The 16,625-nt window shown below is 62.1% G+C and carries 12 protein-coding genes; 2 read left to right on the top strand and 10 right to left on the bottom strand.

Annotated elements, in window-relative coordinates:
- Positions 1–10 precede the first annotated feature (10 nt).
- Positions 11–1,726, top strand: a complete 1,716-nt coding sequence (gene nagE / locus F7R20_RS09640) for an N-acetylglucosamine-specific PTS transporter subunit IIBC (protein ID WP_003205252.1) — start codon at positions 11–13, stop codon at positions 1,724–1,726.
- Between the two features lie 250 nt (positions 1,727–1,976).
- Here nagE and F7R20_RS09645 read toward each other — a convergent pair whose 3' ends face one another.
- Together F7R20_RS09645 and purL are read right to left on the bottom strand one after the other, a co-directional pair.
- Positions 1,977–2,288, bottom strand: coding sequence for a Nif3-like dinuclear metal center hexameric protein (locus F7R20_RS09645; protein WP_003205254.1), 312 nt, complete (start codon positions 2,286–2,288; stop codon positions 1,977–1,979).
- A 4-nt stretch (positions 2,289–2,292) separates the two neighbouring features.
- Complete coding sequence (purL, locus tag F7R20_RS09650; RefSeq protein WP_003205256.1) at positions 2,293–6,189, bottom strand: phosphoribosylformylglycinamidine synthase; 3,897 nt, start codon at positions 6,187–6,189, stop codon at positions 2,293–2,295.
- A 288-nt stretch (positions 6,190–6,477) separates the two neighbouring features.
- Here purL and mltF point away from each other — a divergent pair, with 288 nt between their 5' ends.
- Positions 6,478–7,938 carry a membrane-bound lytic murein transglycosylase MltF gene (gene mltF, locus F7R20_RS09655; RefSeq protein WP_003205258.1) on the top strand — a complete coding sequence of 487 codons (1,461 nt, stop codon included), beginning with the start codon at positions 6,478–6,480 and terminating at the stop codon, positions 7,936–7,938.
- A gap of 90 nt (positions 7,939–8,028) precedes the next feature.
- On the opposite strand, the gene pdxJ is transcribed toward mltF, so the two are convergent.
- The 8 genes from pdxJ to lptF all read right to left on the bottom strand — a co-directional run bounded on the left by pdxJ (position 8,029) and on the right by lptF (position 16,484).
- Positions 8,029–8,772 (bottom strand): pyridoxine 5'-phosphate synthase, encoded by a 744-nt coding sequence (gene pdxJ, locus F7R20_RS09660; RefSeq protein WP_003205260.1) that lies wholly within the window; start codon positions 8,770–8,772, stop codon positions 8,029–8,031.
- Between the two features lie 49 nt (positions 8,773–8,821).
- A complete protein-coding gene (recO, locus tag F7R20_RS09665) occupies positions 8,822–9,511 on the bottom strand; it encodes a DNA repair protein RecO (RefSeq protein ID WP_003205262.1) in 690 nt (229 codons plus the stop codon).
- Positions 9,512–9,682: 171 nt separating this feature from the next.
- Positions 9,683–10,585: a GTPase Era gene (era, locus tag F7R20_RS09675; protein WP_003205264.1), complete on the bottom strand. Its 903-nt coding sequence runs from the start codon at positions 10,583–10,585 to the stop codon at positions 9,683–9,685.
- Positions 10,578–11,267: a ribonuclease III gene (rnc, locus tag F7R20_RS09680; RefSeq protein WP_003205268.1), complete on the bottom strand. Its 690-nt coding sequence runs from the start codon at positions 11,265–11,267 to the stop codon at positions 10,578–10,580. Before rnc ends, era begins: the two co-directional genes overlap by 8 nt.
- A gap of 183 nt (positions 11,268–11,450) precedes the next feature.
- Positions 11,451–12,305, bottom strand: a complete 855-nt coding sequence (gene lepB, locus F7R20_RS09685) for a signal peptidase I (protein ID WP_003205272.1) — start codon at positions 12,303–12,305, stop codon at positions 11,451–11,453.
- Positions 12,306–12,310: 5 nt separating this feature from the next.
- Positions 12,311–14,110, bottom strand: a complete 1,800-nt coding sequence (gene lepA / locus F7R20_RS09690; RefSeq protein WP_003205274.1) for a translation elongation factor 4 — start codon at positions 14,108–14,110, stop codon at positions 12,311–12,313.
- 198 nt (positions 14,111–14,308) lie between these two features.
- Positions 14,309–15,370 carry an LPS export ABC transporter permease LptG gene (lptG, locus tag F7R20_RS09700; protein ID WP_003205276.1) on the bottom strand — a complete coding sequence of 354 codons (1,062 nt, stop codon included), beginning with the start codon at positions 15,368–15,370 and terminating at the stop codon, positions 14,309–14,311.
- Positions 15,363–16,484 carry an LPS export ABC transporter permease LptF gene (lptF, locus tag F7R20_RS09705; protein ID WP_003205278.1) on the bottom strand — a complete coding sequence of 374 codons (1,122 nt, stop codon included), beginning with the start codon at positions 16,482–16,484 and terminating at the stop codon, positions 15,363–15,365. Before lptF ends, lptG begins: the two co-directional genes overlap by 8 nt.
- Positions 16,485–16,625 lie beyond the last annotated feature (141 nt).

Raw genomic sequence — 16,625 nt, forward strand, 5'->3', positions numbered from 1 at the left:
GAGAGACGCCATGTACCAGCATTTCATTGAAGGGCTGCAACGCCTCGGCCGGGCGCTGATGTTGCCCATCGCGATCCTGCCGATAGCCGGCCTGCTGCTGCGCCTGGGTGACACGGACCTGTTGAATATCGCGATCATCCACGATGCCGGCGAAGCGATTTTCGCCAACCTGCCGATGATCTTCGCCATCGGCATCTCTGTGGGGTTCGCCCGGGACAACAACGGCACGGCGGGGCTGGCCGGGGCCATCGGTTACCTGGTGATGATCGCGACGCTGAAGGTGCTCGACGCCAGCATCAACATGGGCATGCTCGCCGGGATCATCAGTGGTCTGCTGGCCGGCGCGCTGTACAACCGCTTCAAGGACATCAAGCTGCCGGAGTACCTGGCGTTCTTTGGCGGCCGACGCTTCGTGCCGATTGTCACCGGCTTCAGCGCCGTCGGTCTCGGCGTCGTGTTCGGCCTGATCTGGCCGCCGATCCAGCACGGCATCAACAGCTTCGGCGAGCTGCTGATGGCCAGCGGCAGCTTCGGCGCGTTCGTCTTCGGTGTATTCAATCGGTTGCTGATCGTCACCGGCTTGCACCACATCCTCAACAACATGGCCTGGTTCATCTTCGGCAGCTTTACCGACCCGACGACCGGGGCGGTGGTCACCGGGGACCTGACCCGTTATTTCGCCGGCGACCCCAAGGGCGGCCAGTTCATGACCGGGATGTTCCCGGTGATGCTCTTCGGTCTGCCCGCGGCGTGCCTGGCGATGTACCGCAACGCCCTGCCCCAGCGACGTAAGGTCATGGGCGGGATCCTGCTGTCCATGGCGCTGACCTCGTTTCTGACCGGTGTCACCGAACCGATCGAATTCGCCTTCATGTTCCTTGCGCCGCTGTTGTACCTGGTCCACGCGCTGCTCACCGGCCTGTCGATGGCGGTGACTAATCTATTGAACATCCACTTGGGCTTTACCTTCTCCGGCGGTTTCATCGACATGGTCCTGGGCTGGGGCGAATCCACTAACGGCTGGCTGGTCGTCCCGGTGGGCCTGGCCTACGCGGCGATCTATTACCTGGTGTTCGACTTCTGCATCCGCCGCTTCGACCTGAAGACGCCGGGGCGCGAAGAGGTACCGGCGGGCGACAAACCGGCCATCGCTGAAAACCAGCGGGCCGCTGCCTACATCCAAGCGTTGGGCGGCGCTGACAACCTGATCACCCTCGGCGCCTGCACCACGCGCCTGCGACTGGACCTGATGGATCGCAACAAGGTGTCCGACGCCCAGCTCAAGGCCCTCGGCGCCATGGCCGTGGTCCGCCCCGGCCACGGCGGCAGCCTGCAGGTGGTGGTGGGGCCGATGGCCGACAGCATCGCCGATGAAATCCGCTTGGCGTTGCCCTCTTCCGAACGGCCAGCCAGCGCATCCGTGGCCGAAGTGGTTGCGTCTGCCCCACCGGCTGTCGTCTCCGAAGCCGAAGCGCAACAATGGCTCGCGGCCCTGGGCGGTGGCGGGAATGTGGTGCAGCTCGATTGCGTGGCGATGAGCCGTTTGCGCGTGCAACTGGCCGATGGCAAAGGGTTGTCGGAAGGCCAGCTCAAGGCGCTGGGTTGCCAGGGGGTCAGTTCGCTGGAGGATGGTGTGTGGCACTTGTTGCTAGGGGAAAAAGCGCCAGGGTTGTGGCGGGCGTTGGAGGCGGTGGTGCCGAGTCGTCAGGCGGGTGTCAAAGCCTGAGTTTTCGTTGCCTGAAAGTACGCCATCGCGAGCAAGCTCGCTCCCACAGGGTTCGGTGTCGATCACTTGTTTTGTGAACAACACCCATCCACTGTGGGAGCGAGCTTGCTCGCGATGGGGCCTGTACACACCCCACAACTATATCTGACACAGCGCAATCCCCGTGGCGAGGGTTCATGTACACAGAATCACGGGCAATAAAAAACCCGCTGAATCCATCAGCGGGTTTTTCATTTCAAGCGCCAGAGGATCAGAAATCCTCCAACCGCCACACTTCATACGCCGGTGTCTCGTAGGGATGGCTGTGCTTCAGCGCCTCCACCACTGGGCGGATCAACTCATCGGCCACCACCAGTTCCACCTTCCACTCCTCGACCTGCTCGACCTGCCCTGCTTCGCCAATGAACGGCTGGCTGCCGTCCAACGGGCGAAACTGGCCCAGGCCCAACACTTGCCAGGCGCAGTGGTCATAGTCGCCGATTCGCCCGCCACCGGCAGCGAATACGGCGTTTTTGACCACGTCCAGATGGCTGGCCGGAACGAAGAAGCAGAGCTTGTACACCGCCTTAGTTCACCCAGACGCGGGCGTTGCGGAACATGCGCATCCATGGCGCGTCTTCGTTCCAGTCGTCCGAACGCCACGAGTTCTGCACCGCGCGGAATACACGCTCGGGGTGCGGCATCATGATCGTGACGCGGCCGTCGCGGCTGGTCAGGCCGGTGATCCCGCGCGGCGAGCCGTTCGGGTTGGCCGGGTAGGTTTCGGTGACCTTGCCGTGGTTGTCAACGAAGCGCAGCGACACGCAACCAGACAAGTCGGCCTCGAGCAACGCTTCTTCGCTTTCGAATTCCGCGTGGCCTTCGCCGTGGGCGATGGCGATCGGCATGCGCGAACCGGCCATGCCCTGCAGGAAGATCGAATTCGACTCCTGGACCTGGACCATCGCCACGCGGGCTTCGAACTGCTCGGAACGGTTACGCACGAAGTGCGGCCAGAACTCGCTGCCCGGGATCAGCTCGTGCAGGTTGGACATCATCTGGCAACCGTTGCACACGCCGAGGGTGAAACTGTCGGTGCGTTCGAAGAAACCCTGGAACGCATCGCGAGCACGGCTGTTGAACAGCGCCGACTTGGCCCAGCCTTCACCGGCACCCAGCACGTCACCGTAGGAGAAACCGCCGCAAGCGACCATGCCCTTGAAGTCGTTCAGGTCGACACGGCCAGCCAGGATGTCGCTCATGTGCACGTCGATGGCGTTGAAACCGGCGCGGTCGAATGCCGCCGCCATCTCCACCTGGCCGTTGACGCCCTGCTCGCGCAGGACCGCCACTTGTGGGCGAATGCCTTTCTTGATGTAGGGCGCGGCCACGTCGTGGTTGACGTCGTAGCTGAGCTTGGCGCTCAGGCCCGGGTTGTCTTCTTCCAGCAGCGCGTCAAATTCCTGCTCGGCGCAATCGGCGTTGTCGCGCAGGCGCTGGATCTGGTAGCTGGTTTCCGCCCACTGGCGCTGCAACAGGCTGCGCTGGCCTTCAAAGACGGTGTCGCCATTGAAGGTGATGTTGATGTGGGCGTTGTTGATCGGCTGGCCGATCACCGAGACGCAGTCGGCCAGGCCAGCTGCGCTGAACTGGGCGAGGATGTCCGGGGTGGCGTCCTGGCGAACCTGGATCACCGCGCCCAACTCTTCGTTGAACAGGATGGCCGGGATTTCGGCCTTGGACTCGGCAACGCTGTCGAGGGTCAGGCTCAGGCCGCAGTGGCCGGCAAAGGCCATTTCCACCACGGTGGTCAGCAAACCGCCGTCGGAACGGTCGTGGTAGGCCAGCAGGTGACCGTCGGCGTTGAGACCCTGGATGACGGCGAAGAATGCCTTCAGGTCTTCGGCATCATCGACGTCCGGCGCTTGCGAGCCGAGCTTGCCGTGCACCTGGGCCAGGATCGAGGCGCCCATGCGGTTCTGGCCACGGCCCAGGTCGATCAGGATCAGATCGGTGGTGCCCTTGTCCATGCGCAGTTGCGGGGTCAGGGTCTGGCGGATGTCGGTGACCGGGGCGAAACCGGTCACGATCAGCGACAGCGGCGAAGTCACGCTCTTGTCCACGCCTTCGTCGTTCCAGCGCGTGGCCATGGACATGGAGTCCTTGCCCACCGGAATGGTGATACCCAGCTCAGGGCACAGCTCCATGCCGACAGCCTTGACCGTGTCGTACAGGCGGGCGTCTTCACCCGGGTGACCGGCGGCGGACATCCAGTTGGCCGACAGCTTGATGTCGGAAATCTTGCCGATGCGCGAAGCCGCGATGTTGGTCAGGGTCTCGCCAATCGCCATGCGGCCCGACGCCGGGGCGTCCAGCAGTGCCAGCGGTGTGCGCTCGCCCATCGCCATGGCTTCACCGGTGTAGACGTCGAAGCTGGTGGCGGTCACGGCCACGTCAGCCACCGGCACCTGCCACGGGCCGACCATCTGGTCACGGGCCACGAGGCCGGTGATGGTGCGGTCGCCGATGGTGATCAAAAAGCTCTTGCTCGCCACGGCCGGGTGATGCAGCACGCGCTCGATGGACTCGGCGAGGTCGAGGGTCGACGGATCGAAATCGTCGCCCAGCTCGGCTTCGCGAACGGCCGAACGGTGCATGCGCGGGGCCTTGCCCAGCAGCACTTCCAGCGGCATGTCCACCGGGCTGTTGCCGAAATGGCTGTCGGTGACGGTCAGTTGCGGCTCGGCGGTGGCTTCACCCACTACCGCGAACGGGCAGCGCTCGCGCTCGCAAATAGCCTTGAAGCGCTCGAAGTCCGCCGGGCCGACCGCCAGGACGTAACGTTCCTGCGATTCGTTGCTCCAGATTTCGTGCGGGGCCATGCCCGGCTCGTCGTTTGGAATGTTGCGCAGTTCAAAGCGGCCACCGCGGCCACCGTCGTTGACCAGTTCCGGGAAGGCGTTGGACAGGCCGCCCGCGCCGACGTCGTGGATGAAGCTGATGGGGTTGTGGTCACCCAACTGCCAGCAACGGTCGATGACTTCCTGGCAACGGCGTTCCATTTCCGGGTTTTCCCGTTGGACCGAAGCGAAGTCCAGGTCCGCCGAGCTGGTGCCGGTGGCCATGGAGGAAGCGGCGCCGCCGCCCAGGCCGATGAGCATGGCCGGGCCACCGAGGACGATCAGCTTGGAGCCGACCAGGATCTCGCCTTTCTGCACGTGTTCGGCGCGGATGTTGCCCATGCCACCAGCCAACATGATCGGCTTGTGGTAACCACGGACTTCCTCACCACGCGGGGTGGTGATGGACTGTTCGAAGGTACGGAAATAGCCGGTCAGGGCCGGACGGCCGAATTCGTTGTTGAACGCCGCGCCCCCCAGGGGACCTTCGATCATGATGTCCAGGGCGTTGACGATGCGCTCAGGCTTGCCGTACGGCTTTTCCCACGGCTGTTCGAAGCCCGGGATCTGCAGGTTCGACACGGTGAAGCCGGTCAGGCCGGCCTTGGGCTTGGCACCGCGCCCGGTGGCGCCTTCGTCGCGGATCTCGCCACCGGAACCGGTGGACGCGCCCGGGAACGGGGCAATCGCCGTCGGGTGGTTGTGGGTCTCGACCTTCATGAGGATGTGCACCGGTTCCTGGACCGCACCGTACTGGCGGGTCTCAGGGTTCGGGTAGAAGCGACCGGCAACGTTGCCGACGATCACCGCCGCGTTGTCCTTGTAGGCCGACAGCACACCTTCGTTGTGCATCTGGTAGGTGTTCTTGATCATGCCGAACAGGCTTTTTTCCTGGTCCTGGCCATCAATGTCCCAACTGGCGTTGAAGATCTTGTGGCGACAGTGCTCGGAGTTGGCCTGGGCGAACATCATCAGTTCGATGTCGTGCGGGTTGCGCTTCAAGCCCTGGAAGGCGTTGACCAGGTAATCGATCTCGTCTTCAGCCAGGGCCAGGCCCAGCTCGACGTTGGCTTTTTCCAGCGCGGCACGGCCGCCGCCCAGTACATCGATGGCGGTCAGTGGCTTGGGTTCGGCGTGGCTGAACAGGCCGGCGGCCTGCTCCAGGTTGCCCAGGACGACCTGGGTCATGCGGTCATGCAGACCGTCGGCGATCAGTTGGGCCTCGGCCTCGCTGAACTCACCGGCGACATAAAAGGCAATACCGCGCTCCAGACGCTGGACTTTCGCCAGGCCGCAGTTGCGGGCGATATCGCTGGCCTTGCTCGACCATGGCGAAATGGTGCCGAAACGCGGCAGCACCAGAAACAGGCGACCGGCCGGCTCCTGGACAGGAACACTGGGACCGTACTTCAGAAGGCGCGCAAGCACCTGCTGTTCGTCGCCGGTCAAACCGCCGGTGACTTCGGCGAAGTGAGCGAATTCAGCATACAAGCCACTGACAGCCGGAACCTTCTGGCTCAGTTGCTCAAGGAGTTTGCTGTGGCGAAAGGCAGAAAGGGCAGGAGCGCCGCGCAGGATCAACATCTTCGGGACAGCCTCGGGAAGGGGGTGTGCTTTGAGGCCGTGCATTCTAGCCTAAACCGCCGCCAACGGCACCCGAAACGGCACGCGCGGTGCTGGCCGAATGTCGGTCTTTGCGCACACGGCGCAATTGGACACCCGCGCCAAGGTTTTCGCAGAGTTATTTTTCAGCGACGCAAAGCCCTGCGCACCCCGGCCGGCCGGTGCTGCGGACATGTTTTGCAATGGCTAGCAGACTGGCCATTTGCTGTCGAGATATGGCGGTAGGGGCCGTTTGCGTATACTGCGCAGATGTTTTCCCCAACGGCTTTGCGTCCGCGATATGCCAGATGGCTGATCGCAACCGGACTCTTCCTGGTGCTCAGTGGTTGTGTTGAGAAACCCAACACACTGGAGCGCGTAAAGGAGGATGGCGTGCTGCGGGTGGTTACCCGAAACAGCCCCGCCACCTACTTTGAGGATCGTAACGGTGAAACCGGCTTCGAATACGAGCTGGTGAAGCGCTTCGCCGACGATTTGGGGGTGGAACTGAAGATAGAGACCGCCGACAACCTCGACGACCTCTTCAGCCAGATCGGCAAGCCCAACGGTCCGGTATTGGCCGCCGCGGGCCTGGTCAGCAGCGAACAGCGCAAGAAGCAGGTGCGGTTTTCCCGCTCCTATCTGGAAGTCACCCCGCAGATCATCTACCGCAACGGCCAGTCACGCCCGACCGACGCCGCCGCCCTGGCCGGCAAGAAAATCATGGTGCTCAAGGGCAGCACCCACGCCGAACAGCTGGCACAGTTGAAGCAGCAGTATCCGGGCATCGAATACGAAGAATCCGACGCGGTCGAAGTGGTCGACCTGTTGCGCATGGTCGACGAGGGCCAGATCGACCTGACCCTGGTGGACTCCAACGAAGTGGCGATGAACCAGGTGTACTTCCCCAACGTGCGCGTGGCTTTCGACCTGGGCGATGCCCGCAGTCAGAGTTGGGCGGTCGCCCCCGGCGAGGACAACAGCCTGCTCAACGAGATCAACAGCTACCTGGAAAAGGTGCAGAAGAACGGCACCTTGCAGCGCCTCAAAGACCGCTATTACGGGCACGTCGATGTCCTCGGCTACATGGGCGCCACCACATTCGCCCAGCATTTGCAGCAACGGCTGCCCAAATACGAACAGCACTTCAAGGCCTACGCCAAGCAAGAGAAAGTCGATTGGCGCCTGTTGGCCGCGATCGGCTATCAGGAATCGCTGTGGCAACCGGCGGTCACGTCCAAGACCGGCGTGCGCGGCCTGATGATGCTGACCCAGAACACGGCCCAGGCCATGGGCGTGTCCAACCGCCTGGATCCGAAGCAGAGCATCATGGGCGGTGCCAAGTACCTGGCGTACATGAAGGACCAACTGGACGAAAGCATCGAAGAGCCCGACCGCACCTGGTTCGCCCTCGCCGCCTATAACGTGGGCAGCGGTCATCTGGACGACGCCCGCAAACTGGCGGCCAAGGAAGGGCTGAACCCGAACAAGTGGCTGGATGTGAAAAAAATCCTGCCGCGCCTGTCGCAGAAACAGTGGTACAGCAAGACCCGCTATGGCTACGCCCGCGGTGGCGAGCCGGTGCATTTCGTGGCGAACATCCGTCGCTACTACGACATCCTGACCTGGGTGACGCAGCCACAGCTTGAAGGCAACCAGGTGGCCGAGGGCAACTTGCACGTGCCGGGTGTCGACAAGAGCAAGCCTAGCCAGGAATCCCCGCAGCTCTGACAGCCAGACACAACCCTTAATCTGGGGGGGACCTGTGGGAACAGGTGCCTGTGGGAGCAAAGCTTGCTCCCGCAGGATGTGGTGGCAGGGTCAGGGTTTGGCGGCAGCCAGGATCAACGCTTTCATTTCCGCTACCGCCGACTTGAACCCGACGAACAACGCATGGGCCACCAGCGCGTGGCCGATGTTCAGCTCGTTGATGCCCTTGATGGCCGCGACGGCTTCGACGTTATGGTAGTGCAGGCCATGGCCGGCGTTGACGATCAGGCCCTGGGCCAGGCCACAGGCGACGCCATCGGCGACCCGTTGCAGCTCATCGGCCACATCCGTGGGGGTCTGGGCATCGGCGTAACGGCCGGTGTGCAGTTCGATGGCCGGCGCGCCAACACGCTTGGACGCCTCGATCTGCCGTTCGTCGGCATCAATGAACAGCGACACCTCGGCGCCGATCTTCGACAGGCGTTCCACCGCCATGCTGATCCGCGCCTCCTGCCCCGCCACGTCGAGGCCGCCTTCGGTGGTCAGCTCCTGGCGCGTCTCCGGCACCAGGCAGATGTGCGCCGGGCGGATGCGCTCGGCGAACGCCATCATTTCTTCGGTCACGCCCATCTCGAAGTTCATGCGGGTTTGCAGCACATCCTTGAGCAGCAGCACGTCCCGCTCCTGGATGTGACGACGGTCTTCACGCAGGTGAACGGTGATGCCGTCGGCGCCCGCCTCTTCCGCGTCCAGTGCGGCCTTGACCGGATCCGGGTAACGCGTACCGCGGGCCTGACGCAGGGTGGCGACATGGTCGATGTTCACGCCGAGAAGAATGCGATTGCTGGTGCTCACGAAAAGGCTCCTGAATGGGCAAATGGTCGGCCCACAGCATACGGGTTGATCAGGGCTTGCGAAACAACTCGCGACTGACCAGTGGCCGTCCGCCCAGATGCACAGCCAGGGCCTGGCGCATCAGCCGCTTGGCTGCCGACAAGGCGCCCGGCGCACTCCAGTCGGCCTCGGCCATGGCCAGCAGCTCGGCACCGTTGAACAACCCCGGTTGCAGCAGGTAGACCTGCTCCAGGCCGGCATCCACCTGCAAGCGGTACAGGCCATCGGCGGCGATGGGTTCGCCGTGCAGGTCAGTGTTCAGGGCGAAGCCATAGCCCAGGTCATCCAGCAGTCGCCATTCGAAGGAGCGCAGCAGCGGCTCCAGCGGCCGGCCTTCAGCCAGCGCCAGCAGCGTGGCGGCGTAGTGGTCGAAGACGGCCGGGTGGGGATCTTCGGCGGGCAGCAGGCGGATCAGCAGTTCATTGAGGTACAGGCCGCTGAACAGCGCCTCACCATTGAGCCACGCCGCAACGCCATTGCTTTCCATGCGCCCGACATTTTTCAACTCGCCCCGGCCACGGAACTCGACTTCCAGCGGCACGAACGGCCGCGCCAACGTCCCGGCCTTGCCCCGCGCCCCACGCAACACCGCCCGCAGCCGCCCTTGCGGCGTGAGGAAGTCCACCAGGGCGCTGCTTTCGCGGTAGGCGCGACTGTGGAGGACGTAGGCGGATTGGCCGGTGGGTTGGGTTGGGGGCATGGGAATCAGAGTTCTCAATGGACAAACAGAGTTTTTAAACAGCCCCAAACCAATGTGGGAGCGAGCTTGCTCGCGATAGCGGTCTGTCAGTCAACATCCATGTTGAACATCAGGCCCTCATCGCGAGCAAGCTCGCTCCCACAATGGTTCTCGGTATATCCAGTCAGCTGATCAGAGGTCGCCGTAACCCAACGAACGCAACGCCCGCTCGTCATCGGACCAGCCACCCTTCACCTTGACCCACAGGTTGAGCATGATCTTGGAGTCGAACAGCAGCTCCATGTCCTTGCGCGCCTCGGTGCCGATGCGCTTGATGCGCTCGCCCTTGTCGCCAATGATGATTTTCTTCTGGCCGTCACGTTCGACGAGGATCAACGCATGAATGTGCAGGGTCTTCCCCTGTTGCTTGAACTCTTCGATCTCGACCGTGATCTGGTAGGGCAGCTCGGCACCCATCTGACGCATGATTTTCTCACGCACCAGCTCGGCGGCGAGGAAACGGCTGCTGCGGTCGGTGATCTGGTCTTCGGGGAAGAAATGATCGTTTTCCGGCAGGTGTTCGGCAATCACCCGCTCCAGCGCGTCGAGGTTATGGCCGTGCTGGGCAGAGATCGGGATGATCTGGGCGTTCGGCAACTGTTCCTGCAACCAGGTCAGGTGCGGCATCAGCTCAGCCTTGTCTTCGATGCGATCGGTCTTGTTCAGCGCCACGATCAAGGGACCCGTCACGTACTGAACGCGTTCCAGGACCATCTGGTCTTCTTCGGTCCACTTGGTGCGGTCGACCACGAAGATCACCACGTCGACGTCTTTCAACGCCGCCGAGGCAGTCTTGTTCATGTAGCGGTTCAGGGCCTTTTCGCCGCCCTTGTGCATGCCCGGGGTGTCGACGTAGATCGCCTGCACGGCGCCTTCGGTCTTGATGCCCAGCATGTTGTGACGGGTGGTCTGGGGCTTGCGCGAGGTGATCGCCAGCTTCTGGCCCAGGATGTGGTTCAGCAGCGTGGACTTGCCCACGTTCGGCCGACCGACAATGGCGACATAGCCGCAGCGGGTGACGGTTGTATCAGTCATTGCCATTCTCCACACCCAGGGCAATCAGTGCTGCGGCGGCCGCTACCTGTTCGGCAATACGACGACTCACACCCTGACCCCGGCTTTTTTCATTCAATAGGACCACTTCGCATTCGACGAAGAAGGTACGGCAATGCGGCTCACCCTGGATATCCACGACTTCGTAGCGCGGTAGCTCGCAACTGCGCGATTGCAGGAATTCCTGCAAACGGGTCTTCGGGTCCTTGTTGGTGTCCACCAGCGTCAGGCTGTCGATCTCGGAGGTCAGCCAGGCCAGCACGCGTTCGCGCGCCATTTCCATGCCCGCATCCAGGTAGATCGCACCAATCAACGCTTCCAGGGCATCGGCCAGGATCGACTCGCGACGGAAACCGCCGCTTTTCAACTCACCAGAGCCCAGGCGCAGATAGTCGCCCAGGTCGAAACCACGGGCCAATACGGCCAGGGTCTCACCTTTTACCAATCGTGCGCGCAAACGCGACAACTGGCCTTCGCGGGCCAGCGGGAAACGCTCGAACAGCGCCTCACCGGCCACGAAGTTGAGGATGGCATCACCGAGGAATTCCAGGCGTTCGTTGTTGCGCCCGGCAAAACTGCGGTGAGTGAGGGCCAGGAGCATGAGGTCCTGGTCCTTGAAGGTGTAGCCGAGCTGACGCTCGAGACGGCTTAGAGAAACGCTCACGGTTTACCCACGCTGAGTTCGTGGCTGGATTCCACCGCCACGGCGGCAAGGCGCCGTTGGCTTGGGACAATTAACGCTGTGTTCAAAAATACGTCCTGACTATCGTTGGCTTCATGCCTTCGGGCAACCTTGCGCAGGCTCCAGAAAAGCATTCGGCGCTGTGTTCAACAGCGCCGTGTGTGATTACTTGATCAGGCCAACCCGCGAGAAATTCGGCAGGTGACTGAGTTTGGGTTCCGGCCAGCTCATCCAGACCGCAAAGGCCTTGCCGACGATGTTCCGGTCCGGGACCATGCCCAGCAGGTCCTTGGGAATGTTCGGATCATCCCAGTACCGGCTGTCGTTGGAGTTGTCGCGGTTGTCGCCCATCATGAAGTAGTGCCCCGCCGGCACGGTCCACGAATGGTCCGGCGTTGCGCGGTAGCGGCTCATTTCCTTGCGGATCAGGTGCTCGGCCTCGCCGAGTTTTTCCCGGTAGAGCTCGGCACTGCCCAGCGTACCCGGCTCGGAACCGAGCAACTGTTCGGCCACCGATTCGCCATTGACGAACAGGCGCTTGTCGGCGGTGTAGCGAACCGTGTCGCCCGGCAGGCCGACCACACGCTTGATGTAGTTGACGTTCGGGTCGCTCGGGAAGCGGAACACCATGACATCGCCGCGTTGCGGGTCACCGACTTCGATGACTTTCTTGTCGATCACCGGCAGGCGGATCCCGTAGGAAAACTTGTTCACCAGGATGAAATCGCCCACGTCCAGGGTCGGCTTCATCGAGCCTGACGGGATCTGGAACGGCTCTACCAGGAACGAGCGCAGCACCAGCACGATGAACAACACCGGGAAGAACGACTTGCCGTACTCGACCAGCAGCGGTTCCTTGTTGAGCTTTTCGACCACCACACCATCAGGCTGGCTGACGCTGCCCTGATAAGAGGCGATGGCCGCCCGGCGCCGAGGCGCCAGGAACAACAGATCAAGCAACGCCAACAGGCCGCAGACAAACACGGCGATAACCAGCAACAGCGGGAAATTTAGCGACATAGGACCTAACTATCCAACCTGAGCACCGCAAGGAAGGCTTCTTGTGGAATTTCCACGTTACCGACCTGCTTCATGCGTTTTTTACCGGCCTTCTGCTTTTCCAACAGCTTGCGCTTACGGCTGACGTCGCCACCGTAGCATTTGGCCAATACGTTCTTTCTGAGCGCCTTGACGGTTGTACGCGCCACAATCTGCCCGCCAATGGCGGCCTGGATTGCCACATCGAACATCTGCCGCGGAATCAGTTCCTTCATCTTCTCGGTCAATGCACGACCTTTGTAGTGCGCGTTGTCACGGTGCACGATCAATGCCAGGGCATCGACTTTCTCACCGTTGATCAGCACATCCAGCTTCACCAGATTAGCCGATTGGTAACGATCGAAATGATAGTCCAGCGAAGCATAGCCGCGACTGGTGGATTTGAGGCGGTCGAAGAAGTCCAGTACCACCTCGTTCATCGGCAGGTCGTAGGTCACCTGGACCTGCGTGCCGAGGAACAGCATGTCGTGTTGTACGCCACGCTTCTCGATGCACAACGTAATGACGTTGCCCAGGTGCTCCTGAGGCACAAGGATGTTGGCCCGCACGATCGGCTCGCGCATGTCTTCGATGGCCGACAGGTCCGGCAGCTTGGACGGGTTGTCGACGTAGATGGTCTCGCCGTTCTTGAGCAACAGCTCGAAAATAACCGTCGGCGCCGTGGTGATCAGGTCCAGGTCGTACTCGCGCTCCAGGCGCTCCTGGATGATTTCCATGTGCAACATGCCCAGGAACCCGCAACGGAAGCCGAAGCCCAGGGCATCGGAGCTTTCCGGGGTGTATTGCAGGGACGAGTCGTTCAGGGTCAGCTTTTGCAGGGCTTCGCGGAAATCCTCGAAATCGTCGGAGCTGACCGGGAACAGGCCGGCATAGACCTGCGGCTGGATGCGTTTGAAACCTGGCAGCACATCGACGTCGGGGGTAGAGCTCAAGGTCAGGGTGTCGCCGACCGGCGCCCCGTGGATGTCCTTGATGCCGGCGATGATGAAGCCCACTTCACCGGCCTTCAGGTCTACGGTGGCGGTGTGTTTCGGGTTGAATACACCGACGCTGTCCACCAGGTGGATCTTGCCGGTGGACTTGACCAGGATCTTGTCGCCTTTCTTCACGCGGCCATGGCGCACGCGAACCAGGGAAACCACACCCAGGTAGTTGTCGAACCAGGAGTCGATGATCAACGCTTGCAGCGGATCCTCGATGTTGCCGGTCGGCGCGGGAATGGTGTGCACCAGGCGCTCGAGCACTTCGTCCACGCCCAGGCCGGTCTTGGCACTGCAGGTGACCGCGTCGGTAGCGTCGATGCCGATGATTTTTTCGATTTCTTCCTTCACGCGGTCCGGATCGGCCTGGGGCAGGTCGATCTTGTTCAGCACCGGCATGACTTCCAGGCCCTGCTCGATGGCCGTATAGCAGTTGGCAACCGACTGGGCTTCGACGCCCTGGCCAGCATCGACCACCAGCAGCGCACCTTCGCAGGCCGCCAGCGACCGGCTGACTTCATAGGTGAAGTCGACGTGACCCGGGGTATCGATGAAGTTCAGCTGATAGGTGATGCCGTCACGGGCCTTGTAGTAGAGGGTAACGCTGTGGGCCTTGATGGTGATCCCGCGTTCACGCTCCAGGTCCATGGAGTCCAGGACCTGGGCTTCCATTTCACGCTCGGCCAGGCCGCCGCACATCTGGATGAAGCGATCGGCCAGCGTCGACTTGCCATGGTCAATGTGGGCGATGATGGAGAAATTGCGGATATGACTCAAATCACTCACGGATCAACACTCAAAAAGGCTGCAGGCATAGCCCGCCGAAAAATAGCCGGGAATTGTACCTGATACACCGCGCAAGTGGGAGCAAAGCTTGCTCGCGAAACAGCCACCTCGATCTATGAAAGACCACAGGGCCTTCATCGCGGGCAAGCCTTGCTCCCACACAGCCTTGCTCCCACAGCCCCCTCGCTACACGAGCAATCAACCGGCCCGACGCAACAGCCAGAGCCCGGCCAACGCGCAGATACCGGCCGGCACCAGCACCGCAAACAACGGCGAGAAGCCGAACACCAGGCTCGACGGCCCCAGCAGATCCTGGGCAATGCGGAAAGTGAAGCCCACCAGCACGCCGGTAAACACCCGCTGGCCAAGGGTCACCGAACGCAGCGGGCCGAAAATGAAGGAAATCGCCATCAATACCAGGGCGGCGGTGACCAACGGTTGCAACACCTTGACCCAAAAAGCCAGCCAGTAGCGACCGTTATTCAAGCCCTGGTCCGCAAGGTAGTGGATATACCCCCACAAGCCGGTAATCGACAGCGATTCAGGCGCCATCACCACGGTGCTGAGCAACTGCGGGCTGATCGACACGTCCCAACGTTCCTGCGGGGCGGCGACCACCTCGGTGCGCTTGTCATGGAACAAAGTGGTCGTGACATCGCTCAGCTGCCAGTGGTCCTCGGAGAAATTGGCGCGCTTGGCAAAGCTCGACGACAGCATGTGCCGTTGGTCGTCGAAGCGATACCGGGTCACGCCATAGAGAATGCCATTGGGCTGGACCGAGTTGATGTGAATGAACTCGTCGCCCTGACGGTGCCACAGGCCGTGCTTGGCGCTTTGCGCATCGCCGCCGCCCTGGGCCAGGGAACGGTTGGCCTGGGCAGTATTTTCGGTGGCTGGGGCGATGTACTCGCCGATCAACACACCCACCAGCATCAACACCAGCATGGGCTTCATCACCGCCCAGACGATCCGACCAATGGACACGCCGGCGGCGCGCATGATGGTCAGCTCGCTATTGCTGGCCAGGCTGCCCAGGCCGATCAGGCAACCGATCAGCGCGGCCATCGGCAGCATGTCGTACAAACGCCGTGGTGCCGTCAGCAGCACGTAGCTCGCCACGTCCGTCAGCGTGTAGGTGTCGCTGACGTCGCTCATTTCATCGATGAAGGCAAACAGGGTCGCCAGGCCGAGAATGATCCCCAGTACCGCAAGGATCGCCATGAACACACTGCTGCCGATGTAGCGATCGAGTTTAACCACGGGCCACCTCCAGCGCGCTGCGACGACTGGCCAGCTTCAGGCGCAGCGGCTCCCAATAGAGCAACCCCAGGCCGATGGCCAGGAAGATCGAGTGCACCCACCACAGGCCCAGGGCTGGCGGGATCTTGCCTTTCTCCAACGCACCGCGGGCGGAAATCAGGATGGTCAGGTAAGCCATATAGAGAAGAATCGCCGGCAGCAGCTTGAGGAAACGCCCTTGGCGCGGGTTGACCCGCGACAGCGGGACCGCCATGAGGGTCACGATGAATACCAGCAGCGGCAAGGACAGGCGCCATTGCAGCTCGGTACGGGCACGAATGTCGTCGTTGCCCAGCAGGCTGGCGGTGGGCATTGCGTCGCGGTCAGTGACTTCGTCGCTGACCTCGGGCTTGGGCAACAGCACGCCATAGGTGTCGTACTTGATGGCCCGGTAATCGGCCTGCCCCGGCTTGCCGTCATAGCGATAGCCGTTTTCCAGGATCAGGTAGCGGTTGCCGTCGGGGTTGATTTCCTGCCGGCCCTTCTCGGCCACCAGCACGGAGATGCCACGGTCCTTCTTGGCATCCGAAGACAGGTTCTTTTGTGTAATGAAGACGCCGCCCAGGTCGATCCGGTCGTCCGAGAGCTGTTCGGTGTAGGTCACCCGCGTACCGTCGCGCAGGGCCTGGAAACGCCCTGGCACCAGGGTGTCGAACTCGGTCATGGCGTCTTGCTGGTTGATCAGCAACTGGAACTGGGTGGCACCCTGGGGTGCCAGGCTCAGGCTCAGCCAGGCCACCACCAGCGCCACCAACGTGGCCGGGAACAGCGTCATGCGAAACAGCCGTTGTTGGCTCATGCCGGTGGCCGACAGCACGGTCATTTCGCTGTCCAGGTACAAGCGTCCGTAGGCCAGCAGGATACCGAGGAACAACCCCAGCGGCAGGATCAATTGCAGGAAGCCCGGCAGGCGGAACCCCATGATCAGGAACAGCGAGCCCGGGTCCAGGGCACCGGAGGCCGCTTGGGCGAGGTATTTGATGAAGCGTCCGCTCATGATGATGACCAGCAGCACGGCGCTGACGGCACTCAAGGTCAATAAGACTTCGCGGGATAGATAACGAAAGACGATCAAACCAGACACTCCAGGGTTGTCAGGCTAAGGCGGCCAAACAAGCAAACGTATCGAGTCGGCGCGCCAACGCGAGCCGCCGAAAAAAGAGCCGCATTATCCTGTGATTGGAGGCGCCTGTCACTTCGCACGCTTTAAGCCGGT

Source organism: Pseudomonas brassicacearum subsp. brassicacearum (genome assembly GCF_008801605.1).
Classification (GTDB): domain Bacteria; phylum Pseudomonadota; class Gammaproteobacteria; order Pseudomonadales; family Pseudomonadaceae; genus Aquipseudomonas; species Aquipseudomonas brassicacearum.